Origin of the sequence: Rhodospirillum sp. A1_3_36, assembly GCF_047263945.1 — a bacterium.
GTDB lineage: Bacteria > Pseudomonadota > Alphaproteobacteria > Rhodospirillales > Rhodospirillaceae > Rhodospirillum.
The window spans coordinates 51,616-76,997 of the sequence record NZ_JBLAVB010000003.1 but is presented as its reverse complement, the minus strand read 5'-3'; the positions used below and the strand labels follow the sequence as shown (position 1 = coordinate 76,997).

The 25,382-nt window shown below is 61.1% G+C and carries 16 protein-coding genes; 3 read left to right on the top strand and 13 right to left on the bottom strand.

What is annotated here, in order from left to right; all coding sequences use genetic code 11:
• Positions 1 to 2 precede the first annotated feature (2 nt).
• Entirely contained in the window at positions 3 to 845 is an 843-nt protein-coding gene (locus ACLIRY_RS07950) for a VacJ family lipoprotein (protein ID WP_413204846.1), read from the bottom strand.
• Between the two features lie 312 nt (positions 846 to 1,157).
• On the opposite strand from ACLIRY_RS07950, the gene ACLIRY_RS07945 reads away from it, so the two are divergent.
• Positions 1,158 to 1,802: an ABC transporter substrate-binding protein gene (locus ACLIRY_RS07945; protein ID WP_413204845.1), complete on the top strand. Its 645-nt coding sequence runs from the start codon at positions 1,158 to 1,160 to the stop codon at positions 1,800 to 1,802.
• 85 nt (positions 1,803 to 1,887) lie between these two features.
• On the opposite strand, the gene ACLIRY_RS07940 is transcribed toward ACLIRY_RS07945, so the two are convergent.
• From ACLIRY_RS07940 to ACLIRY_RS07885, 12 genes are all read right to left on the bottom strand, one after another.
• Complete coding sequence (locus tag ACLIRY_RS07940; protein WP_413204844.1) at positions 1,888 to 4,647, bottom strand: MMPL family transporter; 2,760 nt, start codon at positions 4,645 to 4,647, stop codon at positions 1,888 to 1,890.
• Between the two features lie 490 nt (positions 4,648 to 5,137).
• Positions 5,138 to 5,629 carry a hypothetical protein gene (locus tag ACLIRY_RS07935; RefSeq protein WP_413204843.1) on the bottom strand — a complete coding sequence of 164 codons (492 nt, stop codon included), beginning with the start codon at positions 5,627 to 5,629 and terminating at the stop codon, positions 5,138 to 5,140.
• A gap of 226 nt (positions 5,630 to 5,855) precedes the next feature.
• Positions 5,856 to 6,605: a hypothetical protein gene (locus ACLIRY_RS07930; RefSeq protein WP_413204842.1), complete on the bottom strand. Its 750-nt coding sequence runs from the start codon at positions 6,603 to 6,605 to the stop codon at positions 5,856 to 5,858.
• Between the two features lie 178 nt (positions 6,606 to 6,783).
• Positions 6,784 to 8,313: a formylglycine-generating enzyme family protein gene (locus ACLIRY_RS07925; RefSeq protein WP_413204841.1), complete on the bottom strand. Its 1,530-nt coding sequence runs from the start codon at positions 8,311 to 8,313 to the stop codon at positions 6,784 to 6,786.
• On the bottom strand, positions 8,294 to 9,541 hold the full coding sequence (locus ACLIRY_RS07920; protein ID WP_413204840.1) for an FtsX-like permease family protein: 1,248 nt from the start codon (positions 9,539 to 9,541) through the stop codon (positions 8,294 to 8,296). Before ACLIRY_RS07920 ends, ACLIRY_RS07925 begins: the two co-directional genes overlap by 20 nt.
• Positions 9,538 to 10,275 (bottom strand): ABC transporter ATP-binding protein, encoded by a 738-nt coding sequence (locus ACLIRY_RS07915; protein ID WP_413204839.1) that lies wholly within the window; start codon positions 10,273 to 10,275, stop codon positions 9,538 to 9,540. Before ACLIRY_RS07915 ends, ACLIRY_RS07920 begins: the two co-directional genes overlap by 4 nt.
• Positions 10,276 to 10,370: 95 nt before the next feature.
• Positions 10,371 to 12,371: a vWA domain-containing protein gene (locus tag ACLIRY_RS07910; protein ID WP_413204838.1), complete on the bottom strand. Its 2,001-nt coding sequence runs from the start codon at positions 12,369 to 12,371 to the stop codon at positions 10,371 to 10,373.
• Positions 12,368 to 13,465 carry a hypothetical protein gene (locus tag ACLIRY_RS07905; protein WP_413204837.1) on the bottom strand — a complete coding sequence of 366 codons (1,098 nt, stop codon included), beginning with the start codon at positions 13,463 to 13,465 and terminating at the stop codon, positions 12,368 to 12,370. The genes ACLIRY_RS07910 and ACLIRY_RS07905 overlap by 4 nt, the downstream gene beginning before the upstream one ends.
• Positions 13,466 to 13,498: 33 nt before the next feature.
• Positions 13,499 to 16,201 carry a virulence factor SrfC family protein gene (locus ACLIRY_RS07900; protein ID WP_413204836.1) on the bottom strand — a complete coding sequence of 901 codons (2,703 nt, stop codon included), beginning with the start codon at positions 16,199 to 16,201 and terminating at the stop codon, positions 13,499 to 13,501.
• Positions 16,202 to 16,502: 301 nt separating this feature from the next.
• Positions 16,503 to 19,487 carry a virulence factor SrfB gene (locus ACLIRY_RS07895; protein ID WP_413204835.1) on the bottom strand — a complete coding sequence of 995 codons (2,985 nt, stop codon included), beginning with the start codon at positions 19,485 to 19,487 and terminating at the stop codon, positions 16,503 to 16,505.
• Between the two features lie 40 nt (positions 19,488 to 19,527).
• Entirely contained in the window at positions 19,528 to 21,051 is a 1,524-nt protein-coding gene (locus ACLIRY_RS07890) for an SrfA family protein (protein WP_413204834.1), read from the bottom strand.
• A gap of 19 nt (positions 21,052 to 21,070) precedes the next feature.
• Positions 21,071 to 22,831: a VWA domain-containing protein gene (locus ACLIRY_RS07885; protein WP_413204833.1), complete on the bottom strand. Its 1,761-nt coding sequence runs from the start codon at positions 22,829 to 22,831 to the stop codon at positions 21,071 to 21,073.
• A 192-nt stretch (positions 22,832 to 23,023) separates the two neighbouring features.
• Here ACLIRY_RS07885 and ACLIRY_RS07880 point away from each other — a divergent pair, with 192 nt between their 5' ends.
• Together ACLIRY_RS07880 and ACLIRY_RS07875 are read left to right on the top strand one after the other, a co-directional pair.
• Entirely contained in the window at positions 23,024 to 24,265 is a 1,242-nt protein-coding gene (locus ACLIRY_RS07880; protein ID WP_413204832.1) for a S1 family peptidase, read from the top strand.
• 335 nt (positions 24,266 to 24,600) lie between these two features.
• Positions 24,601 to 25,380 (top strand): 4'-phosphopantetheinyl transferase family protein, encoded by a 780-nt coding sequence (locus tag ACLIRY_RS07875; RefSeq protein ID WP_413204831.1) that lies wholly within the window; start codon positions 24,601 to 24,603, stop codon positions 25,378 to 25,380.
• Positions 25,381 to 25,382 lie beyond the last annotated feature (2 nt).

Here is a 25,382-nt window from a genome sequence, read left to right as displayed (position 1 = left end):
GATCAGTTTGTCTGCGAGAAGTAATCCACTTCCGCGTTCTGAGCCTTCGCTCCCTCGATGTTCTGGACCTTGGAGCGGCGCATTTGGGTATAGAGGCTACGAATCGTCGCGTAATAGTCCAAGGAGGACTGGCGAAGAGCGTCCATTTCACCGGACCGGCGACCATATTCATTGGAGAAGGTGCCGTACATCCGCCCTCCGCTGAACGCCTGGGCGGCGCCACCGGTCAGCCAGAACAACGGGTCTGTGACGGTATCAACACCCCGGCCAATGCCATCGCGGGGGTTGGAGGGCCCCAACAGAGGCAACACCAGATAGGGGCCATCGCCCACTCCCCAGGTTCCCAGGGTCTGTCCGAAATCTTCCTCGTGCTTGGGCATACCGTATTCTTCGGCAACGTCAACCAAGCCCAACACACCGGAGGTCGTGTTGATGCCAAAGCGCTTCACCGTGGTCCAAGCCCGGCCCATATCGCCCTGCAACAAGTCATTCAACAGGATTACCGGCGTCTTCAAGTTATGCAGGAAATTGTTGACGGTGTCCTTACCCTCGTCCGGTAGCACCATGTAGGGTGCGATCCAGGGTCGGGCGAAGGTATAAACCACGTCATTGACCGCAAAGACATAGCGGTTCCAGGGCTCCAGCGGATCGCTGACCAAAGCCTCATCCTCAACGGCCATATCGTTGGCTGGTTCGGCCGCAGCCACTTGGCCTCCGGTCCCCTCGGCGTCAACGCTGGCGCAAGCGGTCAGGGACATCAAGGCAATCGCTGCGATCCCGGAACGCGAAAAGCCCCCAAATCGGTCCCCCAGTCGACGCGTGATGTCAGTGATCGGATTGCTCATCGTAATTCCATTCAAAGAGTGGTTCGGCGGGTTGATAAAATGCCAGTCTGTATCGATTCCCTGGATCGCCCATACGCCGACCCAGTTACGGCCCCCAAGTCAATTCAAGTCTTATTGAGCGGGATCCTTTCCGCCCTTCCGGACGCGTGCCCTTGAGAAAAGTCTTACGCGTTTCAGGGCTCTTCGGCAATGAAAAAGCCTGACTTCTCCGCAGCCAACGACCACAATCCGTCGGCGGAGTTGCCAAAATGCCGCCTAATTCCCTCCCTATAGTGCAGACTTGCCTCCTTAGTAACCCTGCCGATACAAAAAATGAAAGAGACCGATATGCAGCGCCGTCATTTCTTGGCCGCAATGATTTGTTCCCTTCCTCTCATCATGACCGGACCTGGCTCGGTCCTTGCCGCAAATGGGGGAGGGGCCTCGCCCGAATCGGCGGTCGAGCAATACCACTCCGTCCTTCTGAAGGCGATGAAGGACGCCAAGACGCTGGGGATCACCGGTCGTTACGCCTTGATCGACAAGGCCGCGCAGACGGCTTTTGATTTTTCGAACATGGCCGGACGGGCAACGGGCAAGGCTTGGCGCGACGCCAACGACGCCGATCGCGCTGCCATGGCCAAGGCCTTTGGTCATATGAGTGTGGCCACCTATGCCAAGCGGTTCAAGGGGTGGTCGGGCCAAGCCTTCAAAACCCTGGGCACGGACCCCGGTCCCCGGGGCACGACCCTTGTCAAAACCCAGATCGCGGCCCCCGGAGACGAACCGGTTGCCCTGACTTACGTCATGAACCAGGGAAAAGACGGTGACTGGCGAATCATAGACATTCTTCTGAAGGGTACCGTCAGCGAAATGGCCGTGAAGAAGTCTGAATACGCCAACATTCTCAATACCAAGGGCCTTTCAGGCTTGACCGAGGCACTCAACACCCAAGCAGACAAATTGCTCAGCCAATAACGCCCTGCCCTTCCATCAGAACACCCCGCTTCAGAGGACCTGAAGCGGGGTGTTTTTTTTGAGGGGGGATTCGGGCCGTCGCGACCTAAGACCTCTCCGCCTTGCTGTCCGCCTTGAGAAAGGCATAGCGGGTGGGCCAATAGGCCAACAGGGCAGGCAGGATGCCAAGGGTGCACAACAGGCCCAGAAAAATCGACAGAGTCAGCAAAACGCCCATACTCGCCGTACCCGGGTGGCTGGACAGGGCGATCGAGCCAAAGGATCCGATCGTCGTCAGGGCGCTGAAGACAACGGCGCGGGGCGTGCTGCTGTCCAAGGCCTCAACGGCATCATGCTCCTGACGCTCCCGCCCCACCACATGAATCCCCCCGGACACGCCCAACCCCACCAGCAAGGGCAGGACGATCACATTCGCGAAGTTGAAGGCTTGGCCGATGAGAGCCGATCCCGCCAGGGTAAACAGCCCCGTCAAGGCAACCGGAGCAAGAACCAGAACGACAACCCGCACCGACCTCAGCACCAGATAGAGTAAGGCGATGACCAGAGCCAAGCCAATCACCCCAGCCTGCAGGAAGGCCCCCATGACCGTCTTGCCCGCTTCCAGGATCAGGACCGGAGCACCGGTGGCCTCGGGCGCCACCTTGCGCACCGCAGCGACGAAAGCTTCCAAGGCCGCCTGATTGCGCAGGTCAGCCCGGGGAAAGACCTCCAACCGGGCCGCTCCACTTTCGGAAAGATAGCGGCTGCGCAGCGCCGGAGGAATATCGTCCTCGGTTACCCCCGTGGCATTCAGACCATCGCGGAACAGGGCCAACTGGTCCGTCAACCCATCCATCAGGCGGGCATCCAGGGCATCCAGCAGCGCCGTATCTGCCGGCATGGAGGCCAAGGCTGCGGCGAAACGCCCCGCAGCATCGGCCAAGGTCCCCGGGGGCGCAGGCTTGTCGCTACTCCCCGCCGCCAAGGCCAGGGTCCGGGCCAGGCGGTCCCGGGCGGCAGACAACTCAGCCGAAGAGGGGGGCGGCAAGGGCTTTAGGGAGAGGGAGGGACCCAGGACAAAGGCCAAATCCTCGATCAGCAGAAGTTTGTCGTCCTGGTCCTCCGGGACAAGGGCCGGGAGGGACGCCACACCCTTCACCTCGGGCAGGGCCTCCAGGGCCGTGGTTAAGCGGGCGGCCTCCTTCAGGTTTGGGGCCAGCACATCAATGGAATAGGGATCAATGCCCGGATCCCCCATGACATCCAGCAGGGTGGCCATGGCTTCCCCATGGGGATCCCGCAGGTTCAAGGGGTCGAAGTCGAACCGGGTGGCGCTGGCCGGGACCAGGGCGGCCAATGCGAGCAGAGCGGCCACCAAAAGGACACCCCGGGGATGGCGCCTGGGAAATTGGGCAAGGCTGCTCCCGGCGCGATCCCGGTGGCGGAAGGTGGTCCGCGCTTTGGCCGGCAGGACCGTCAGCAGGGCTGGCAGCAAGGTCAGGTTTGCAAGGAAGGCGATGAACATGCCCACCCCGGAAATCAAGCCCAATTGGGCCAGTCCGAGATAATCGGTGGGCAGGAAGGCCAGGAAGGAAATGGCCGCGCAGAGAGCCGCCAGAAACAGGGGGGCTCCCACCCCTTGGGCCGCTTGGTCGAGGGCCTGATCATTTTCCAGCCCGTTATCGCGCCCTTCCCGATAGCGGAGGCCGAAATGAATTCCGAAATCGACGGATAGGCCGATGAACAGAACGGCAAAGGCAACGGAAATCAAGTTCAGCGTTCCCACCGCCAGGGTGGCGAAGCCCGCAGTCACCAGCAATCCCGCCACCAGGGTGCAAAAGGTCCCGACGATCAGGCGCCCGGAGCCCAGTCCAATGGCCAGCAGGACCGAGACCAGGGTCAAGGTCACAATCCCGGCCAGATCCATCCCGGTGCGTACACTGGTCAGCTCTTCCTGGGCCAGGGCCGCAGACCCGGTGATCCTTACGGTCACGCCATGGGCGGGAGTCAAATTTCCGGCCTCAATGATCTCTCGAATGGCGCTGATCGCTTTGGCCGCAGGGGCCAAGGAGGCGTGGTCGAGAATGGGTTTAACCAAAATGAAACGCCGCGTGGGCCGCCCCGTCGCCTGGGACGCCCCCAGCACCGAAGACCAGGCCATACGCGCGCTTTCCCCCCGTGCCGTGGCTGCCGTGACCTCGGCCATGGCGTCCAGGACTGGCGCGAGGGTGAAGGCCCCATTCCCCTCTCCCGCCTGGGCCAAAGCCTCACCACCATGTCCCAAGGCAAGCTCCATGACATTGGCCAGCCCCCGCAGGGACGGATCGGCCCAAAGCCCTGCGATGAACGGTTGTGCCCGGGTCAGCGTCACGGACAGCCGCTCCAACTCCTTCTCGGGGAGGTAAAGCAAGCCCTCCCGTCGGAAGAAAGGGAGCCCGGCGATGTCTATCGCGTTTTCAAACAGCGCCTTTTGGGCACGGAGGCCCGTCACCAGCCTATCCGAGGCCCGGGCCACGAGGGCCGGAGTTTGACCATCAACGACAACAATCAAATCCCCCCCCAACTCGGGAAAGGCCTCCAGGAAGCGGGCATGGTTCCGCTCGAAGGGCAGGTCTGGGGAGAGCATGGCGTTGGTATCGGTGCTAATGCCCAGGCGCGTGGCAATGGCCCAGCCCGACAGAGCCATCAAAAGCAGCCCCATAAGCAGGACAAGTCCAGGACGGCGCCTGGATCCCCCCACCAAGGCCTTGGCAAACCCCGTCACCAGCCCCTCAAGCGATCCCTTTGGTGGATTTGCAGGATCGTAGGCTGCCCCCCTCTGTGGCGTGGGGCCAGATGGCGGGGTGGAGGATGGCGTTTTGAACATGGACGGAAACTCATCGGTAGCGACAGGGGCCGGAGCCCAAGACAGAAGGGGAAACTGGCCCCCCCTTATACATCGACATCCCACACATGGGTATGGAAGAGGTTGGGTTTCCCCTTGGGTAGGACCGCTTTCGGGAGGCCGACCTTCCTCATAAAAGCGATATAAAACATACTCTTAGAGCATGGAGCGAAAAAATGGGCACCAGTTTTTCTGGTCCACTCGATGTTCAACTTATTGATCTAGAGTATTATTTCTTATTCACGACAAGGTTGTTTTCCCGTCACGGGGCTTTGCCCCGTCCCCCACTGGGGCCGAAAGGCCCCAGACCCCAAGCTGTTATTCTTAAAAGAAAAATGGGGGTTTGGGGGCATCGCCCCCAAATGGGCTTGGGCTATCGCCCGAAAATACGGTACACGGCCGTATACCGTGAATTCACCAAGCCAATGCTTTCCTACCGGATCCAGGCAGTCCCTTCTTGTCCAGACCCTGATTATTGCAGAACGGCGATTTCCTGGTCCAAAGCGGCCAATTCCTTGCGCAATTTTGCCAATTCCGCTTCTTTCTGCTTGACCTCTTGATCCGCACCCCGCGCCTGGGCTGATTGAAGCTCCAAAGCGGTGCTCAGAAAGTCATCCGACGCCACGTCCACCCGTTGGGTCAACGACGCGGCACGCTCGGCGCTGATCCGATTGCCTGATTGTGCCCGTTGTAAAGTCTTAAGTTGAGCAGCCCGCCGCGTCTGTACGGCTTTCAGTTGGGACTGGAGGTCGGCCAACTCCGCACGAGCCATTTCCTGTTCCTCGCGGAGAGACACATTCTTGGCCTTTGCTTCATCGAGCCTTTGTTGGGCTTGCTGAAGACGGTAGGACTGCCCCCCACCCATCGTCAGGTCCGCCTTTTCACGACTATAGGTGCTATTGCAACTCGCCAGAATCAGAGAGGCGACGCTCAGAAGAACGCCCTTGTACAATCCGTTTTTCATGGAGTCCTGTCCCCTTTCCTAGAGTAAAACTGGATCAGTTTGGGTCAATCTGGTCTCGCCTCACGTCCATATAGACTTTATAGGACTCTATGGCCAGCCTGGGCCTAGAGTGCTCCGAGATCAAGTTGGGCCACTTTGCGGCCCAACTTGGCCTCGAAGGCACTCTAAACTCTATATAATTAGAGTGAAATGGGGCCAACTTGTTCCAAGCTGATCCCATTTCACTCTAGCCAATGCGACCTTGTTCCAAATCTTGTTCCAGAAGGCTCCGTTCTTTTTTCTTCTGGGCAATTTGTTCCTTGGCTTTCGCAATTTCGGCATCAATCTTTGTGGTGTCCTCACCTTGTTTTTTCAAAGCTTTGGAGATTTCTGCATATTCTTTGTTCCGGGTTTCCATACCATCAATCAGGTCCCCCATGGACGCGAGGTTCCGTTCAACCCGATCCTCAGTGCGCCGAACATCGGCCACAGTCGCCGTACCGGCCTTGAAGTCCGCACGGCTCTTCTCAAGGCTCGACCGGGTTTGATCAATGACCACATCCATATTGGCAATAGACCTGTTGAGGTTATCGTTTTCCTTTTCGACATCCTCGGTAACCAGCATGATTTCCCGGACTTTCTTCCGAGCAGCTTCCTGCTTCTTGGCGACCATGTACCCGTCCAGCCCGCCGACGACGCCACCGCCAATGGCGCCCACTCCAGCACCAATCATCGCGTTTCGAAGGTTACCCGTGGCCAAGCCAATGACAGCACCCAACAGCGCCCCCTTCAGAGCCCCCTCTGCGGCACCACCCAGGATTGTGTCGTTATAGATTTCATTGTCGTCTTCCAACTGCTTTTCAGCTGCCGTCATGGCATACTGGGGCTTGTCCTGTTCTGCAAAGGACGTCCTACCCCCGGTGGTTTGGCAAGCCGCCAAAGCCACTGCCATCAGAACCACGATGCTATTCCGCCCCCACCGCATGACCATCCCCATTCCCTCCATCCAAAAAGCAATTGGTGCTCCATCAACCGAAGAACAACACTATCCACGGGCAGATCGACAAGGCAATTGGTTTAGAAACCTGTGCACCGCTCCATATGATTCAGATCATATGGTTAGAGCGGAATGAGACGGGAAACCGCTGCACAGTTTTCCTCATTCCGCTCCAATACTACGGTCGCCCCCAGCCTTCGATAATAGAATCGCGCGCCGCAGCTCCCTTTTCAGCCAGCGTTTTCAAGTCTTCAACGACCTTTGGCACCCGCCCTTCCGCTTCCACCATTCCTCTGGACCGGAGGTCGGCCCCTAGGGCACCAGCCTGCTTCAGGATGAGACCCAAGGGAAATTCGGACAAGAACTGCGTGAGATGATCCAGATAATAGTCCGAATCGAACTTCGTATCGGTCTGGACTCTGTCGCACCGGTCCTTGTATTGCTCCGGGTTCAGCGCCATCAACTTCTCGCAAGTCTGGACACTATCCAGGGCCTTTGGCAATCGCCCGGCGGCAAAGACGGCAACGCGCAGCATCTCACGTGCGACACGGTCCCGCTCCTCGTTACGGGTGGCGATATTTGCGTCCAGGACACCGACAAGGTTCATCAAACGCCGCTTCACCTCCTCCTTCTCGGGAAAATCCAGGGCGCTTGTGTACTCCGACAGAGTCTGCAACTCCTTTCGGGGATCGGACTGCTCCTCGCCCAAGGCGACCCGGGATTGCTCTGACAGCCCACCCCACTCGGCTTGCAGCTTTTTGTACAGGTCGTCACTCGATAGGGTCGGAGCGGCCAGTAAGAACCGGGTTCCCGTCGTCTTTTCCCGCCGAAGCCCCTTTCTGGTGAAGGGGGTAAATTCCTCACGCAAGCCCGAATGCATGGCCTGAAGGGAGGTCCGATAATCCCCCCCCCGCTTGATATAAGCGCCCGCGCGACCGTGGGGCCGCCCGACCCGGTTCAAGTGGAAAACCCCGTCGACCAGTTCCGCCGCATTTCCGATCATGTCGTGCAATCCGAGGGGGTTGGGCTCCAGTAGCCCCACCAGTTGGAGTTCACGATCAGCCGAGTCCGTTCCATCATACCAGATGTATCCGGCTGCTGGGCCTGTCATGGGGGGAAGGGGGGCGGCGAAGTCTGCAGGCCCGACCTTTGCGCCGCCGCGGGCCGCGTATTCCCATTCCACTTCCGTCGGCAAGCGAATGAACCCCAGGCTCTCTCCTTCCCGAGGGAGGGCGTCCTGGGCATTTTCGAACAACCAGACGGAATACTTCTCCGCCGATCCCATGGCTTCCGCAGGTGTGATATTCACCTGAGGAAGCCATAGATCCATGTCCTTGGGGTCAGGGCAAGCGCCCGTCAACGCTTGGTACTGGGCCGCCGTCAGTTCGTATTTGGCGAGGTAGTAGCGCCAGGAATCTTTACCCTCGAAGGTCCCACCGACATAACCCGGATGGGGGTTTTCGATGAACGCCCGCTCCTTCCGACCGCCACCCAACATGACCTTCTGATCGGCAAAGACATCCCCGCCAGGGATATCCACCGGACGAAACACCATGGCCCCGCCACAGGGCATGGGCAGGACCAGATCATCCTTTGTCGGCTTCCGATTGTAGGACTCCTTAGGCCAAGACGGTTCGGCGGCTCGGGCGAGTCCCATAGCCAAGGTCAGGCCAACGGCGACGAGGAGACTAAGTTTCCCGTATTTCATTGGCGGGCTCCAAGGTTGAGTAATGGACTCCAATCCCCAAAGCGGGAACGACGGATATCAGCAGAATTGCCGCAAAAGCAGCGAGCGCCAAGGAAAGGGAGATATCGCAGGGCACCCCCCCATGTGCGGCAAACAGGGTTTCCCCCAAACGCCGGTTGATCAGCCCTTGAATGGCGAAGGCGCCGCCCAGGCTGCCCAAGGTTCCCAGCAAACCCAGGGCGGAGGCCTGGATCACTGGAAGGGCAATCAGATTGCCCCGTCGATAGCCGATCAACCCCAGAATGGCGATGGTGCGGCGCCGACGGGCAGCCATGCTCCACTGAATGGCTGCCACCCCACCAAACAACCCAAAAACGCCCAAGCCTCCGACAGCGGCGATGACAAGACCCAGGTTCCGGTCCAAAGCCATGGCGAAACCAATCCGCCCCGTTTCGGCTTGCAGGCTCAGGGAATAGGGCGCCGCTCCCAACCGCTCCATCAGCCCCATAACCGTGTCAACGGATCGGGCGTAAAGACGAAAATCGGGATAGTGGGTCCGGGGCGGCGCCTGCTTTCCGTCGACCCCAAGGAGAGGGGCACCGAAGCCGTCCTTGTAGTTTTCAATTTGTTCCAAGAGATCCAGGGACAGGAAGATACCGTTCCGTGCGAAATTGGCAGCGGGTGCAACGGACACCACTGTCAAGGGGACCGCGACGCTCTGGCCCAAACCGTTCAGCTTGCGCGTGACCTCCACCAGAACGCCTCCTCCCTCTGCCACATCGAGGGCTCGCGCCAAGTCCGCACTGATGGCCACCTCCTTGGTTGCCCGAATCGGCGGCGCCTCCGGTGCCAGGATGGGATCACCCGGTGCGGTGGGCAAGAGGGACGCCCGCGCCTCCCGATGCCCAGACGGGTCGAAAACCTCGACCTGGGTGGCGGCCCACCGCGTTGCCGGGGACAGGAAGCCCACCTCCGGCCAAGCGCCCACCTCGGCGAACCAGTCCGGGCCGAAACGGGCCGACCCCGTGGCCTGCAACCGAATGAGCCGGGCGCCCGGATCGTCTCGCAGACCTCCAAGAATACCGCCAATCACCCCATTATGCAGTCCACCAAGGACGAGAAGGGGGGCGGCAACAGCCGTCACCGCCAGGCAGAGAGCAATGGAAACGGGCCACTCTCCCCCCAGTTCCTTCAAGGCCATGCGGACCACATACCACCAAACACCGGGCCCCCGAACAGTGGACCTCATGCCCGCCCCTCCCCCTTCAGCACGGACCGCCCCTCCGTTTCAGAGCGACAATGGACAATGTGGAAGCCATGGCGCCGGGCCAAATCCTGGTCATGGGTGACCAGGACCAGGGCGATCCCATCGGCCCGGGCGAGACCGGTGAGCAAGGACATGGTACTCTCCGCCAGGGGGCCATCGAGGGAGGCTGTTGGTTCATCGGCCAGGACAATATCGGGCTTGCTGACCAGAGCCCGGGCGATGGCCGCCCTTTGCCGTTCCCCGACGGACACGTGACGGGGCAAGCTGCGTTCCAAATGGGCGATGCCCAAGACTGCCATCAGCCGCCGGACACGGTCGATATCGCTCCCTCCGTCCCGCCACAGGGGCAGGGAAATATTCTCCGCAATGGAAAGGAACGGGGCGAGGCCACCGGTTTGCAACACATACCCCACATGGCGAGCCCGGACCGCCCGCAGGGTCTTGCGGTCGTCCCTCTTCCAAAGGTCCGCCATATCGACGAGGGGACGACCACCGCCCCCCACATGGAAATGCCCCGGATCCAGGGGCCGGAGGATCCCGGCAACCGTGTCAAGAATGGTGCTTTTTCCGCTGCCGCTTTTCCCGACAATCGCAACCGTTTCCCCGGCGGAGACCGTGAAGTCACGGACCTGCACCTGGAACCGATCCCCCTTGCCAGAGACCAATCCATCGATGACGATTACGGGATCCTGGTCCCCGTCCCGCTCGTGTTCCATGCCGCACGCCTCGCCTTCCCTCTGATCCCATACATTTGGAATGCCTTCGAGGCCAAGTTGGGCCAAGACGTGGCCCAACGTGATCTCGGAGCACTCTAAGGAAGCATATCGATAGGAACCGGATAGACCATATCTCCTGGCTCCGCTCCCTTATTGAGGGCGATCCAGCGATCACTGTCATCGTGGAACTTTTGATACAGGCGGATTTTCGAGTAACTCTCATCGATAATGGCCTGTTGCTCTCCAACACCCATGGCCAGCCAATCGTCTTCGGTCAGGGACATCAAACGGCTTTGGTAGGGCAGACCTTCCAGATACTCGGACACAAGTCCGGCTTCCTCCATGTTGCGGGCGGTTCCCTGACCCACACGGCTCGGATCCCGTCCCGCAGAGAGGGCAGCGGACCGGAGTTGGTCGAAGAAATTATCCGGATCGATCTGCCCGCGCTCCAGGGCTTCGACCGTCAATTGCAGGGTCTTTTGCAGATCCGAAAGTTGGTTCTTGCTCAACAGAACCCGGACGGTAAAGGTGGCCGTGTCCGGATTGGTGAAATCCCGATCCGAAGCCCAAGCCCGAAACATGGTGGGACCGCTGGCCCCCTCGAGCCGCCCCAGGTGGGCAAGCGCCATGGCTCGGCCGATCATGCGCGCCGACTTGACCAAATCGACCCCGTTGGAAGGGGGCTCCGGGGGAGCCTCCGGCGGCGGAGGGGCGGGGCTATTGATGGCTTCAGCCTCCCGCATCTGCTCCACCAGGGCTTCCGTCAAGGTCTCCACCCCGTTGGCGAACGCCGCCTCATCGCCGGCTTCAACGGGATAATACAAGGACGGCGCGTTCTCATAGCGGCTCAAAATACGATATTGGGCTTCGGCCCGGTCATGGTCGGCCTTCCCCTGGGGGGTTTTCAGATGGAATGTATAGAGTGCCGCTTTCTTGCTTCGGATCAATTGATTGACGCTGGTCACGTCCAGCCCCGTGGCCGATGGCGGGACAACCCTGCCATCCACGGTTTCCTCCCGTGCCCCCCGCGCACTGGCGTCTGTCACCAAAATCAGATAGCGGGCGGAAAAGCCACTCCAATCGATATCGTTCAGTGCGGTATCGATGGCCGAAAAGGCATCCTCGGCAAAGGCCCGGGTTGACACCTCCGTTGCCTCCAAGGGCGCGACGAAATTCTGGAAGGTTGCGGCATCCGTGGTGACATTCGGATCGGCAAAGGTGCGGGTCAGATATTCAATCCCTTTCACCTTGGTCGGATCATCCCGATAGGCAACCAACCCAAAGCGGACCTTGTCGCCCAACCCTTCGCCCTCGATCCGCTTGAGGACCCGCGAGACCACCTCCCGGGTCCGGTTGATGTAGGGGCCCATGGAACTGGAGGAATCGATGATGAAGACCACCCCGGCGCGAAAATCCGCCATACTCTTATTCATGCGTCTTTTCAGGGGCTTGTTCTGTTCGCGGGTGTCCTGGTCTTCCGCCAGGGTCACGCCCGCCACTTCCACGTTGCGCACGCGAAATCCGGATGGCAGACGGCGCCGGTCCGCAGACAGAACCGGCAGCATGTAGAAATTCTTCTCGAAATCGACGTATTCCGACGGCTCGATGGCGATAACCGGGGACTTCGGATCCAGGGTTCCCGCATCAACCGCCTGACGCACGGCCTCGGCCCTGGCCGCCCCATCCGGCGCATCCTCCCACTCCTCCAGATCCTTGGATTGGGAGAAAAACAACGTCCGCCCCCGCCCAATGGGCTGGGAGAAGGCCAGGACAAGGGCGTGGTTCCACTCCACGGTATCCTTTTCGGGCAGGTATCCAAGGACCGTCCCCTTTGTGTCCGAGCCCACTTCCAACAGGGCGGGCACCCCGCCGTCCCCCCTTCGGCTGTACACATAGAGGGGAGTGAAAGCCTCCAACTCCTCGGCAACTCCCGCGGCCGCCCCCGTCAACTTGGCCCCCGGTCGGGACAGGACCCGTTGATAGAGCTCCTTTTTTCCCTCGATCAACAGGGGATGTCGCTCTTGCGCCAGGGCTGGAAAAACCATCCCTTGGGCGCAGGACAGAAGGAGGCAAAGAAGGGCGAGAGACTTTTTCATGGGCTGGGCTTCCCGGTTGCCGTTGCCCGCGCCTTGGCAGCGGCGTTATCCCAATAGACGGCGGCTTCTGGCGCGTCCGATCGCGTGGTCAAGCCAGACCTCAGAAGGTTGGCCAGGGCGGTCATCGCCTCGGGATCCCCTTCCTTGGCGGCCTGCTCATAATAATCCGCCGCCTGATCCCCGTTAGCGGTCTTGACGACGCCACCGGGCGTAAAGTGGGCCGGATCATAGAGCTTGCCCAGGACCTTGGCGGCCTGACTGTTTCCCCCTCGTGCGGCGTAGAGGCGCAAAAGGAACGCCCCATCAGGACTGCCCGCTTGGTCGAACAAGGCCGCCTTTTCGGCGGCATCCTGGGCCGGAGGATTGTCCTTCAGGTAGCCCCGCGCCCCCGCCACGGTCATTTCCAGTTGGGGGCCTTCGGGAACCTGCGATCCGCCCCCCAAAAACCACCACCCTGCCCCGGCGCAAACCATTAGCAGCACCGCAAGAAGGCCGATGTACAGGGGAAGGGACGACCGACCGCTGGTAGAGGGTGGCCGCTCGCCAACGAAAATATCCGGGCTGTCTTTCTTCTCTTCCACCCCGCTGTCCGACGGAGTCTCCTCCGCCCCAAAAGAGACCGGATCCCCGCCGTCGGACAGCTCCTTGGAGGCCTCCTGTCGACTGTCTTCCTGTGGCAATGGGGGTTCCACGGATTTTGGGCTGGGCACCTCCTCTGCCTGGGCGGGCGGCGGCGCGTCGGACGGGAGACGGATCGGAGGCCAGGGAAACCGCGTCTCCCGAGCGGTCTCGGGCGAGGTTCCCAGACGCATTCCGTAAGTGGCATGGGGCCGCAGGTGCCAAGTGACCTCAGGCCCCAATTCGACCAGGACACCTCCCTCCGTGGGCTCAGCCTTGATCGGTGTGAACCAGCGCTCCCCCGAAACCCAAGCCTCGCCCCCTTGACCGGAGGGATCAAGATACCGTGCCCCTCCCGGATCCATGGTGAACAGGCAGATTTTCAGATCTGCCATAGCCCCATGGACATCTCCCAGGCAGGTCAACAGGACATATCCTGGGGCCAAAGTGGGCGGTTGCTGAACAGTAACACGCATGGTCTTTATCTTTTCCCTCGAGTGTTCGGACAGCTACTCGGCAGCGCTCAACCAGGACAGATCAACAATCGAGAGGATATCTCCCAACTCTTTATTGCGGTCATCAGATATTTCCCGCCCCGCCGCATGCCCCACATTGTCGCCTCCAAAACTCCGCAGGGCGACTCCCCAATCCATAAAAAAGGCCTTCTCCATTTCCTCAGGACTCCCCCCCAGGTCAGGACCTGGGTTGCGCATGGACGCGTTGGTGAACACCGCACGGGTCCTGTCCTTGGGAGGCTCGGGGAACCCGGGCCGGGCGTCCGGTGGCAGAGAGCCGTAGTCCAAATAGGAAATGAAGTCATTCACCATGGTCGTCGCCAAGCCCGTCACCCGATCGGCCACCGTGGACCAACGGGTCCCCACTGCGGCTGTTTCCGTTCGCGTGGCTTGGGCGATCCGCTGTTGAAGGTCCAGGCGATTGGCCCCCACCAACAATTCACCGACCACAAGTCCCACGGCTTCCGGCGTGAACCCCATGACGGACAGGGCCGTGGTGTCCCGTTGCAACCCACGCAACCGGCCGGCCCAGTGGTTGATGACATGATTGGCGAAGACATCCGGCCGGTCGGTGCGGCGGACAGGGGCCTTGGCGGGAGCCGCCTTGGGCTCCGGCTCTTCCGCCCAGGGGTCGTCGTCGAAGGGATCCGGCTCCTCCTGGGGGTCATCCTCCAAGGTCTCGGTCAAATCCGCGTCCCGCATCGCCGCCACGGTCATGAACAGGCCCCGGATTTCCGCAGGATCAACCATCATGCCCGCCAATAGGTGGGCGAACTCCCGGTGATCTTTCTGCCGGGATTGGGCGAACAGAGTTTTGCGCAGATCCACCAGGGCCTCGTCCTTTTGGCGTCGCGCCTCGTCCCCCTCGGCGTGATGGAAGCCCCGCAAAGGGGCCTCCAAGGCCTGGGCGACGGTGGCAAGACGTTCCGAGGCCTGCCGCCTTTTCAAGCCGGGCTCGAGAACCTCCCCCAAGCGATCGACGAGATAGGAGACACCCCCATCATTGGGCTCCATGGCCGCAGCCCAAACGGCCTCCCGGTCGCGGAAATGGCGCGCGACGTCTTCCGATGCCATGAATGCCGCCCGGTATTCATCGAAAACCGCGCTCTGCAGCGGACCGGCTTCGTCCAGCGTGGTTTCGTCCCTATAGGTCATCAAATGGACCTGCTTCATCCCTGGATTACGTAGAAACACCGTGTTGTTAAACGGCTTTCCATCCCAGTCCCCGGGCCAGTCGACCTTGCCATAAAGCTCCAGAAGGGATGCATGGATGCGCCGGTCCCATTTCCCGAGGCGGGATTCCGTCGTCTCTCCCCCCTTTTCCAGGAACTCCAGATCATGCTTGGTCAGGACAAGGAACAGCGCATTGCGCAGGGCCTTTCGCTTCGCCGGAGTTTCGCCATGGGTTACGGCGATCCAGGATTTCACCATACCCGCCAAGTCCTTCACTTCGGCGACGCTGGGCGGCATGCACAGAAGCATGGAGGTCAGTTCCAACTCGTCCGTATAGCGTTGGAACAGGTAGGCTATCTTGCCGCGCAGAAAGAGCTCCCGCGCCTGGCGGCCTTCCTCCTCGGGCTCCCGCGGCATTTGCAGGAGCTTCAGACGAGAGCGCGCGCCCGGAAAATCAAGCAAATCCGTATGATCGAAGAAGGGCCAGGGTTTGGTTTCAATCACCAGCCGCACTTCGGCGATAAGGGCTGTGAGCGTCGCCCTGGGCAGGGCCGTTTCCTTGCCCGGAACCCCATCGACCACCGGCAAGAGGGGAATCAGGTCCTGGGCATCCCGTTCCGACCCCAGACGTCCGAGAACGGCGACATCGATGATGGAATTGGGTTCGGGCGGAGAGCCCAATTCCCGGGGGATCAAACCGGCCATCGACGCATGGGCATCCAAGGGGTTGCCAATGGATTCCAGAGCCGAGGCCAAATGGATGAACATCTGGGTGAAGGCCTCCACCTTGCCCCAAAGGATGGAGAACAAGCGCGCCCGATCCTCGACGTCCAGCTTTCCCCCATGGCGAATCAGACCCGACCAGTAGTCCGCCCGATCCAAAGCTCCGATGCGCTTCTTGAAGTTCTGATGGAAGTACTCCCCCAATTCGAACAAGGCGATGTCATCTAAATAGGCGCGCGCGGGCCCCTTGGCACGGTCCGCAGCCTCCCGCAAGGCCTTGCGCACGTCCTCTTCCTCGACCGGGGGAATGGTCATGCTGTTCGGATCGAAATCCTGGAAGTAGCTGTTGGCGAGGATCTTCACCAAATCCGTTTCCGTCAACAGCCGCAGCTCCACGGGGAACTTTGGATTGACCTCGGTCCTATGGATGGTGAAGCGGGTGACCAACCCCGTGGATTCCCGATCTCCCGGAGGGTTGATGTCCCGAAGGAAATCCTTCTTTTCATCACCCAGGTTGATGGTCAGCCGCCCCCCCTTGGGCCGGGCAAGGGCGGAAACCAGATAGGATTTGCCCGCCTGACTGGGACCAAAGACACCCACGCAATTGTTCCGGTCCCCGGCACGGGACAGGCGTCGACTGGCCAAACGGGCCCGTCTGGCCGCATCGATCAGGCTATCGGCCTGCTGGGAAACCGACACCACCGACTCACGCAGGGCATCAATCCACAACATCGCCTGCCGTGCCCCATCATCCAGGTCCTTGATGGCCGTTCCCAAGGTCCGTTCTGCGTTCTCACCCATGGTCTTGGTTCATCCCCTCGGTCGTGGTGGCATTTGGTCTGTCCGGCAAATATTCAAAAATCTAAATCACTCTAGCAGTCTGGCGGGAAACACTTTTTCCGTCATCCCCGCGAACGTGAGGAAGTAGATGTGGTGTTCCATGGGAACAAAATCTCAAAACCTGGATCCCCGTTTTCACGGGGATGACGAAGTAAAACAACGTTTTATTTAACTTCGGAGCGGCACTGAGAAACGTGCATACCTTAGCGCCTTCGCGGGAGTGACGAAATGAGGGCGCTTTCGGATGGTCTCCGACAGACTGCTAGTCTTCGAGCAAAACACCGGTATCAAGCCAGTAACCTTCATGATTATCGATGGTCTGCAACCACATGCGAACCTGATTGGTGGCCAAGGCACGTCCTTCGCAATCCTCAACCCGGCGGATTTTAAGGCCGTCGATGACGCCCTTTCCACCGCGCCCCTGAGCCCTTTGCAATTCCACCTTCAAAGGGGTTCGCTTGTTCAGGGTCTCGGCGATCTCGGGTGAGGCATAATCGATGGAGTACAAACGTGTCCCCGGCCACCAATCAACGGCGAATTGCCGGATCCCCAGGGACATCGGCGTGCGGAATTCGAAGGTCTGCTGGGGAACCTCGTATTCGGGATTGTCGAAATCCAAATCCGCCAGGAAGACATCCTGATCCGCCAGACGATTGTTGCTGTCCAACTTGCCAAAATACCGCGCCGTAGACCGGGCTTGAAGCTTGTCTGACCGGAAGTTGAAATTCCGCAGTCGTCCCTCGCCCAACATACAGATCATGGCGCCCACGGCTGCGGTGGTCTTGGGATCGGCGATATGGGCCTCATGGTCGCGGAAGGGATACCATTGGCCGACCCGAAATTCGTGCAGGGCCTGGATCCGATGGGGGGGAAGGCCACAGGTTTCGACCAGGATATCGCGCACCGCAGGCATGCGGGACGGCCGACCGGACAGGATCATGACATCGGCGCCTTGCCGCCGAACCAGCTCGGCAAATGCCCGCAGGGTATCCGTCAACACACTCCGCGCCGTCCGGTCGATTTCCCTCAGGTCGACCTCAAAGGCAATGTCGCGGATCGAGAAATCGGGAAATCCCTGCTGGCGGATCTCCTTATCCAAGCGCGCCACCAACGTTTGGTCGATCAGCTCCCCCACAACCTCAGAGATCCGCATGGGGTCGCGCCGGTCCTCTCCCGACAATCGGTCCCAACCCTCGTAGGCGGCGATCATGCGCAGGACCAGCGGGAGACCGATATGGCTGGCGAACTGCTGGCGGCGCAATTGGTCTTCCACGTCCATATCGCCACGGTTGCCGCCGAACATGCGCGACATCAGCGAATCGACCCGCTCCTCCGAGCCCTGCTCCCGCAAGGCCGCACGAATGGGGCCAAGGACATGTTCGACAATCAGGTGAAAGACAACATCGTCCCCCGCCAGAGACACACCTTCGGTCAGGATCTGTCGCGGAAAAAGGGTGACGTTGGCGCCATGGCCGTCCACCGTATATTCCGTGATCACCAGATCCGTTGTTCCACCCCCAATATCCAGGGTCGCAATCCGCGCCCCGCCATCAACCGTCTGTCCCCCCGGCAAACGCAATTGACGGAAACAGGCAAGGGCATCCCCCGAAAAGGCCATGGCTACCTGACTGTACAGATAGGCGGCCTGTGTGGCGCTGGCTTCATCCCACTTGATGATCATCTCTGGCAGGGGATGATCCGCTTCCGTCGCTGCGATGCGCTCCTTGCCTTCGGCCTGGGAGGCCGGAATGATCTCCGCCAAATCAAGGCAGATGTAGATCAGATCCCGTGCCGCCCGCGCCCGTTCCGCAAGGATTTGCCGCTCGGACTGGGGCATCCCCGTGGGGGCCGTCAAAATCACCCGACGCAAGCGCCGGGGCAATTCCGCGTTCCCCCGCCTCAAACGGTGGGAGATGGAGTTCATCATGCACATGGCCTGGAGGAGAATTTCAGCCAGGCTGAAGGACATCAAATGGGATCGGGTATAGAGGGCGCGCATGGCCGGAAAGCGGGCATCATCATTGATCGGCAGGCCATCTGGCACCTTGTGCAAGGGCTCGCCCGCGTCATTCACCAGGGTGGTGAATTCCACCCCCATGGCATAGGGGCTGGCCCCGACCGAGTCAGGCGCATTGAAGCGCCATCCGTCCCGCCGTTGGACATCATCCCAAAGATAGCGTTTGGGACTGGACATGCCCGTCGCGCCCTCGGACCCGCGCCGCATCGCCGCAAGGCGTTGAGCCTCGACCCCCACCCGCGCAACCGTCGGCCAGGAAAATGCATCGGCCCGCCCGGACAGGAAGGAGATGTCATCCCACCCGACGGAGGCCCGATTGAATTCCAGGCGGCTATCGAACGGGTCGCCGTATTGGCGTTCGGGGAACCCCAGGTCGCGCAGGGTCAGCCGAACGGCCTGGGCCAGGTCAGCGCTGGTTTCGTCGGGATGCGTCTCGATGAGCAATCCACAGGTTCTCGAATTCCCCAGATCAAGCACCAAATCGACATCAATGGGCGCAGACCGGGGAAAACTGGAGCGGTCAATCAATCCCAGATTGGGCGTGATCTTCAGGGAGGCCAGGAAATCAAGAAGGGCGAGGAAGCGCGCCACATCCTCCCGGGGGCCCTCCAGGCGTTCCTTAATCATGGCCTCGTCAATCACCGGTTCGGCCTTACTCCGCCGCCGTTCTTCGGCCAGGATCATTTCGGTATAGGCCTTGCGACACCACTTTTGGATCCAATCCCTGCCTGCAAACCAACTGAGGGTTGGCTCATCCCCCGCCAATCCGAATTGAGCCCCCAGACGGGTGTCCTCCTCGGTGGGCGCCAGATAGGCCATGTCGGCGTGTTTTTCAGCGATGTTGGTATCGAATGCCAGAACCAAGCGGTAATCGTTGCCCTGCTCATCGGGTTCGGACAGGGGCACGACCTGTGCTCGGGCCCAATTGACGGGGCCGTCCTTGTGACCCCCTGCCTGCTCCCGCCGGAGAAAGGGAACCGGAATCCAAACCCGTCCGAAGGTCTCCGTTACCTTGCGCCAATCCACGTCATAGGACACGCGCCCAGACGGTTCCTCCCCGCCCCGTCCAACAATCCTTGGCGTCGGCATTTCGGGCGTATCGAAGAAACTCCATTGCGTATTGACTTCCCGATTGCCTGCGACGCGGAAACCCAGGTCAAGGAATTGGATGCCACTTCGCGGCGACAGCCAGACCACCGGAGGATATTTGAGGAGTGGGGCCAAGGACATCTTCGGTTCCCTAAAGTGTAATGTCATGGACTGTGTTCTTTTACGGATTAGCCCGTTTGATTTTCACGTCGTACCCCTCGCCGCCACCATAGGACCCGCGGCACTGGGTTTTGCCGTCGGCTCCTTTCTCGCAGATCGTTTCGGAGCGCTCAAAGACATTCCCGTCGGAACACTTGAGGTTCTCGCTCTCTCGAACCTGCAGCGCGCCCCCTTCCATTTTCGCTTCTGCGGGAGCGGAACAGGTCACACCATCGGCCCGACGCACCACCGAGCGCCCCTTCCCCTGGTCATCGAACTCATAGGTCTGATCCAGAGGCATGCCGTTCTCATCGGTCAAACCAGCGTCACTCCGCCATTTGCCAGACATGAATCCGATACCCGGTGCGCTTTCCGCAGAACCATCGGCCGGACCATCGGGAATGTTCAGAGAGTCCTGCGGAGCTTCTCCGGCCCCATCGGACGGGGGGGTGGGGGGAGGGGTTTCCTGACCCTGGGGACCGTCGGCAGAATCTTCCGCTCCTGGAGGAGCGGCATTTTCCGCCTCGGGCGGCGTGTTCTCGGCCTTGGAATCGTCCGGCAGGGATGGGTCCGGTTTGGCCTCCTCTTCCAGCCCCGGAGTTCCGGGATCGCTGCCGTCGCCATCCTGGTTCGGGTCAGCCAAACGGGCGGGCCCCTCCGCATCGAGCAATCCCAGGTCCTCGGGGGTCACCCCTTCGATGACCTGTCCATCCGGCCCGATCACCCGTCCGTCCTGGTCCACCCTCAAGCGGGAGATATCCGACAGATAGCGGCGGCGCGTCTCCTCGTCCAATCGGCTCCGGCGATCCTGCTTCTCTTCCTCGATGACCGATTCTCTTGCTGGAGGGACGGAGATCTCCGATGGAGACGGCCCCAATCCGCCCGTCTCCCGATTCCACCAAAGCCAAGCCAACAACAGCAAGAGCAACAGCCCAAGCAGGAGAAGCAGCCAGTGCCACCAGGGGCGACCCGACGCTTTCTCGACCGGAACCGGTTCCGGGATCGGTTGCCGCTCCGCAGCAGCAGCAGCCGCCGCCGTGGCGGGCGCGGCCTCCTTCGGGACGACGGACAATGGCTCGAAGGAGGCACCGCTTTGTTCGGTGAACCCCCAGAACGTCATCACGGGCTGGTCACCGACGAAATGCAGGTGCCCATCATTGGGCGTTCGCAGAGATTGCTCCAGGACGGTGGCGAAGGCCGCTCCCCCGCCATTGCCCTTGCTTTGGCTCGCGTCGGCCTTCAGATCGGCCAGATAATTGTGGATTTCCCCCCGCATGATCTGCAGGTCAAGGGCCTTCGATGTGCGCTCGGACGGATCCAGGTCCCGCCAGTCCACGACCTTTCCAGGAACGGGCGCAACCCATCGGATCTGGGATCCCCCCTCCTCCCACTGGGGACGGGCGAAAAAATTGGCATATTTGGCCCCTAGCCTTTGGCTCAGGGCCGCCTGGATCTGGATATGGGACCGGTGGACCGGTTGCCCGAACACACCCAGAGCACGATACCGGCCAGAATCGGCCTCCAGGATGATGCCACCTTGTTTCATCTCATCGGGTTCCGTTCGATTATCGGCATCCGCGCGTGTCGGGCTGCCCCGTGGCGCTTCTCAGTTGCTGGGTAACCTGAGCCGCCGTGTTCGGCTTGAAGACCCGGCCCCCTCCAGCAGAGGCGATGCAGCGTGCAACCCCTCCATCACCGCCTCCACTGAGATCGATGACATGGATAATCGCCTTGGGTTTTTCCGCCTTAACCTGGCGGGCGGCCGCGCAGGGATCGCCGCCGCAGGTGTCCTCGCCATCGCTCACCACCATGATCACCGTCTCTGACCGCCGCGTGGCCAGGAGTCCCCCCCGACGGATAGAGGCCGCAAGGGAGGTGGACCGTCCCGGCTGCATCCCATCAATCTTCGACATCAGGGTCGGACGTTGGGAATAGGCGTAAAATTCGCTGTTTTTGGTATCATTGCAGTCGCTGAAAGACACGAGACCGGCCTTGATATCCGGATGAAGGGAATCGACCGTTTCCCGAATGGACCGTTTCGCGGCATCCAGACGTGACGGCGCACCAGAGATCCCCTCACGCATGCTCCCGGACCCGTCGACAACAAAAACCATCCTCGGCTCCCGTCCCGGACTCCAGCTCGGCTGGCAGGCCGAGGCGGAGGGGTTTGGGGGGGGCGAGGGTGTCGGGGCGGGAGAGGAGGGCGCGGAGGCTTTGGGCGCTTGAACGATGGTCTTCGGCCCCTCAGGCTTCTCGGGCGGCGGCGCGGGGGCCGCAGGCCCCACAGGAGGCTCATCCTGCGGGGGAGGATCCACTTTTGGCACCTCAGCGCCTTGAACCGGAGGAACAGGATTTGCCTTGGGGGGCACCACTTCGCCGGGGCTCGGCTCAGGCAGGGGCTCAGCGTCCCTTTGGGGCACAAGACAAGCCGTCTGCGCCTTGTTCTCCGCGAGACGGGCCCCGGCTATGGACTGGTCGAGACGCGCCAATTCCGCTTCCAATGCCGACATGGTTGCATCGCTGCCCTGCGCGTCACCGGGGGCATCGGCGGGGACTTCCCTTTGGATCTCCACAATCACTGGCTCCAACGGGGTCAGAACCCGAAGGACCAGCCAAAGGGCGACCCCCAACAGCAACAGGGTCAAAAGGGCAGGAAACCAAGCAAATCGTCGGCCAACGCCCCCCGCCTTGCCTTCGCCCAGCTTGCCTTCGGCTTTCCGGTCGCCCCTCTCCTCCGCATCCCGGCCATTCCCCTGGGAGGCTCCGGGGCCATTGGCCGGAGAGGCGGCTTGGATCGGACCGGCGGGCGCCGACGCTTCGGCCCCGGTCTTGCCGAGGCCCTCCCCGACAGCCGCCGCACTGGGAAACGCCTGTGCCTCCAGGCCCAAGTCAACAGCTTGACCGGGCCGGATCAGGCCCCAATAGACCAGGACCGGCTCCCCCCCATCGGCGAACAGACCATTGACCCCGGTGGGTGTGATCAGAGCCGCGCGCAGGGACCGGGCAACCTCCTGTCCTGCCTCACCCTGTTGGGCGAGGCGGTCAGCAAGCTCCAGAATCTCTTTCCGACGCCGTTCGAACAGGGTTCGGAGATCGGATGGGCCATCGGGAACGGGCTGCAGGGATCCGGACCGCGGCGATGCCCACGCGATGGGTTGCCCCCCGTCGTCCAGAATAGGTTTGGCAAGAAGTCGGGCGGTGTCTTGCCCAATATGGACACGCAACAGGGCGATCAACCGATCATGGCTCGGAAGAATTGGCTGTCCTTGGATGGACAGAACCTGCCACTCCCCCTCCAAGCGATGCGCGATGGTCGGAGTCACCATTTTTAGTACACGCGCCCCCTCACACTCTCGATTTGCCTGTAGGTATGGCCTAAGAATGCTTAGTATCACAAGGGCCGTTTACTCAATCAATGTTATTTTCCTAAGCTGTCAGCCACCACCCAACCACTGCAGATGCTGAGGTGGCGCGGAAGGACTCCGCACCGAGCACAGCCATCCCGAGGGGGACCAAAGATGCCCGTGTCCGAACAGAGCCGCGACCCTGTCTCCACCCCAGCAGGAGACGGCGACGCGGAACGGGGCCAACGGCCAGCCAGCAGACCATGGTGGATCGCTGCGGGCCTGCTGGCCGCCCTATGTCTTGGTTTATTTGCCTACCTGATGCTTCGGACAGCCCCCGTCATCGAGAAGGTCCTGGAGGCACCAATCGCCACCGAGGATAAAGACACGGCGAGAGTGACGCGCCTGAAAGACGTCATCGCTGTCCGACGCGAGCAGTTGAGCCGATCCATTGCGCGCATCGAAGCCCCCCGGTGCGAGGCCCCCAAAGAGCTGGACGCAGGACGACTGGCCCTTTTGCACCGTGACATGGCCGGAGAGCTGGACCAGTGGAGGGCCCTTATCGACCCACCCATGAGCCGCATTCGGAATTCGACCTCCCCACCCCCACCAGCCCCGGGAACCAACCTCGATCCCGCCTCCCCCGTCCCACAAGCGGAGGAAAGCCAGCATATCCCGTCCAAGGAAGGACAGGGGGCAGGGAGCAAAGCCCAACCCTACAGAATCGGCGCCCTCCGGGACCGCCTGGAAAAGGGCACGGTTCTTGTGCTGGCGATTCCGCCGAAAGGGCAGGAAGGCCTGTCGACCGGCACGGGATTTTTTATCTCGGACAGCCTTATCGTGACCAATCGCCACGTGATCGAGCCCGGCGATCCATCGACTCTTTTCGTCACAAGCGCGGCATTGGGCAGCTTGGCGCACGTCACGCTGCTGGCACGTAGCGCGCAAATCACGCCTGGGAAGCCCGACTTCGCGGTACTCCGCATCGAGGGGGCAAAGGCCCCCGCCGTTCTGCCCCTGGCCGGGGAAAAGACCAAGCTTTCACCGGTCATTGCCGCAGGATTTCCCGGCATGTCCTTGCTCCAGGACGGTGGGTTTCGCTCCCTCCTGCAAGGAGACCTGTCCTCGGCGCCGGATTTGAACATGAACAGAGGTGAAATCCGCTCGATCCGGTCCGTGGGACCCATGACCCAAATCATCCATACGGCCGACGTCCTAAAGGGGTATAGCGGAGGCCCACTCTTGGATTCCTGTGGCCGGGCAATCGGAATAAACACCTTAATTCAGGTCGATAAGGATCAAGCGTCTAAATTGAATGCGGCCCAAACCGTGGACACTCTCGTCACCTTTCTCAAACAAAACGGCCTCTCCCAAAGCACCGATGATCGAAGATGCGACATTTCTCAGATTCAGTGAAAAAGCGGCCTCTACGGGGCTTTGCCCCGTCCCCCACTGGGGCCGAAAGGCCCCAGACCCCAGACCAAAAAAAATGGGGGTTTGGGGGCATTGGCCCCCAAATGGGCTTGGGCAATCGCCCAAAATGCATAATAGCCAGGTGCGGTGAATTTGACTCAGCGCACCTGGGAAGCGGCCAAGTGGCCGCCGCGCCTTATGGCGCGTAAAAGCCCGCCTGGCGTTTGAACGCAAGAAAAGCGGCGCGGGTTTCAACCCGCGCCGCTTGGTATAAGACACTGTCGTGTCCCGTGGTCGCGAAGCGGCCCAACTTGGTCTCGGAATGCTCTAGGTCTGCCATGCCCCGCAATCAGCCCATACCTCTCGTCCTTTGGACCCTGACCCCTGGACCGGATCCGGAAGACGATCAGCGCCGCCTGCTTCCCCTTCTGGATTCCGAGGAACGGGCAAGGTGGGAACGCTTTCGCGACGCCAGGGATCGCTGGTCCTATGCCGCAGCCCATGGGCTTTGTCGGTTGTCCCTAAGCGCCAGTCCGGACAGCCTGGGGCCTTGCACCACGCCTGCGGGCTGGCGGTTCCTGCCGGGTCCCCATGGCAAACCGGAAGTCGATCCGCTTCGATCCCAGGCCTCGGCCCGGCCCTTCAGCATCAGCCACACGCGAGGCCTGTCGGCCTGTGCCCGCCTGGATGCCCTCCCCGCTCCCGGTCTGGCCGTGGGTGTGGACGTGGAGGGCACCCACCGCCCCCTGGACGCCCAGAACCTTGCCGACAGGTTCTTTCACCCGATGGAGGCCCAGTGGTTGCGTCGCCTTCCTGAGGACGCCGTCTTGGGGGCTTTCATGACCCTTTGGACCCTCAAGGAGGCCGTGGTAAAAGCCCTGGGGACGGGAATCCAGCAGGGGTTGGAGACCTTCCACGTGGCCGCTGATCCCGCCCGTTTGGTGGAGGCCGATGCCCCCTTTGGCGAACGGGGGCACTGGCGGCTGGACCATTGGGAACAGGGAGAGAGCCACACCCTGGCCCTGGCCCTGCGCGCGCCGGATCCGGAGCAGGTTCGAATGGAGCACCGGGCCTTTGTCGGCGTCGATGCCCTTTTGGCGGAAACGGGCTCGCTTTGATG

Coding starts and splice junctions, on each gene's coding strand:
- ACLIRY_RS07920 (WP_413204840.1), bottom strand. CDS start 9,541: ATGAGGTCCACTGTTCGGGGGCCCGGTGTTTGGTGGTATGTGGTCCGC.
- ACLIRY_RS07945 (WP_413204845.1), top strand. CDS start 1,158: ATGAAAGAGACCGATATGCAGCGCCGTCATTTCTTGGCCGCAATGATT.
- ACLIRY_RS07915 (WP_413204839.1), bottom strand. CDS start 10,275: ATGGAACACGAGCGGGACGGGGACCAGGATCCCGTAATCGTCATCGAT.
- ACLIRY_RS07930 (WP_413204842.1), bottom strand. CDS start 6,605: ATGGGGATGGTCATGCGGTGGGGGCGGAATAGCATCGTGGTTCTGATG.
- ACLIRY_RS07905 (WP_413204837.1), bottom strand. CDS start 13,465: ATGCGTGTTACTGTTCAGCAACCGCCCACTTTGGCCCCAGGATATGTC.
- ACLIRY_RS07890 (WP_413204834.1), bottom strand. CDS start 21,051: ATGAAACAAGGTGGCATCATCCTGGAGGCCGATTCTGGCCGGTATCGT.
- ACLIRY_RS07910 (WP_413204838.1), bottom strand. CDS start 12,371: ATGAAAAAGTCTCTCGCCCTTCTTTGCCTCCTTCTGTCCTGCGCCCAA.
- ACLIRY_RS07875 (WP_413204831.1), top strand. CDS start 24,601: ATGCCCCGCAATCAGCCCATACCTCTCGTCCTTTGGACCCTGACCCCT.
- ACLIRY_RS07935 (WP_413204843.1), bottom strand. CDS start 5,629: ATGAAAAACGGATTGTACAAGGGCGTTCTTCTGAGCGTCGCCTCTCTG.
- ACLIRY_RS07900 (WP_413204836.1), bottom strand. CDS start 16,201: ATGGGTGAGAACGCAGAACGGACCTTGGGAACGGCCATCAAGGACCTG.
- ACLIRY_RS07895 (WP_413204835.1), bottom strand. CDS start 19,487: ATGTCCTTGGCCCCACTCCTCAAATATCCTCCGGTGGTCTGGCTGTCG.
- ACLIRY_RS07950 (WP_413204846.1), bottom strand. CDS start 845: ATGAGCAATCCGATCACTGACATCACGCGTCGACTGGGGGACCGATTT.
- ACLIRY_RS07885 (WP_413204833.1), bottom strand. CDS start 22,831: ATGGTGACTCCGACCATCGCGCATCGCTTGGAGGGGGAGTGGCAGGTT.
- ACLIRY_RS07880 (WP_413204832.1), top strand. CDS start 23,024: ATGCCCGTGTCCGAACAGAGCCGCGACCCTGTCTCCACCCCAGCAGGA.
- ACLIRY_RS07940 (WP_413204844.1), bottom strand. CDS start 4,647: ATGTTCAAAACGCCATCCTCCACCCCGCCATCTGGCCCCACGCCACAG.
- ACLIRY_RS07925 (WP_413204841.1), bottom strand. CDS start 8,313: ATGAAATACGGGAAACTTAGTCTCCTCGTCGCCGTTGGCCTGACCTTG.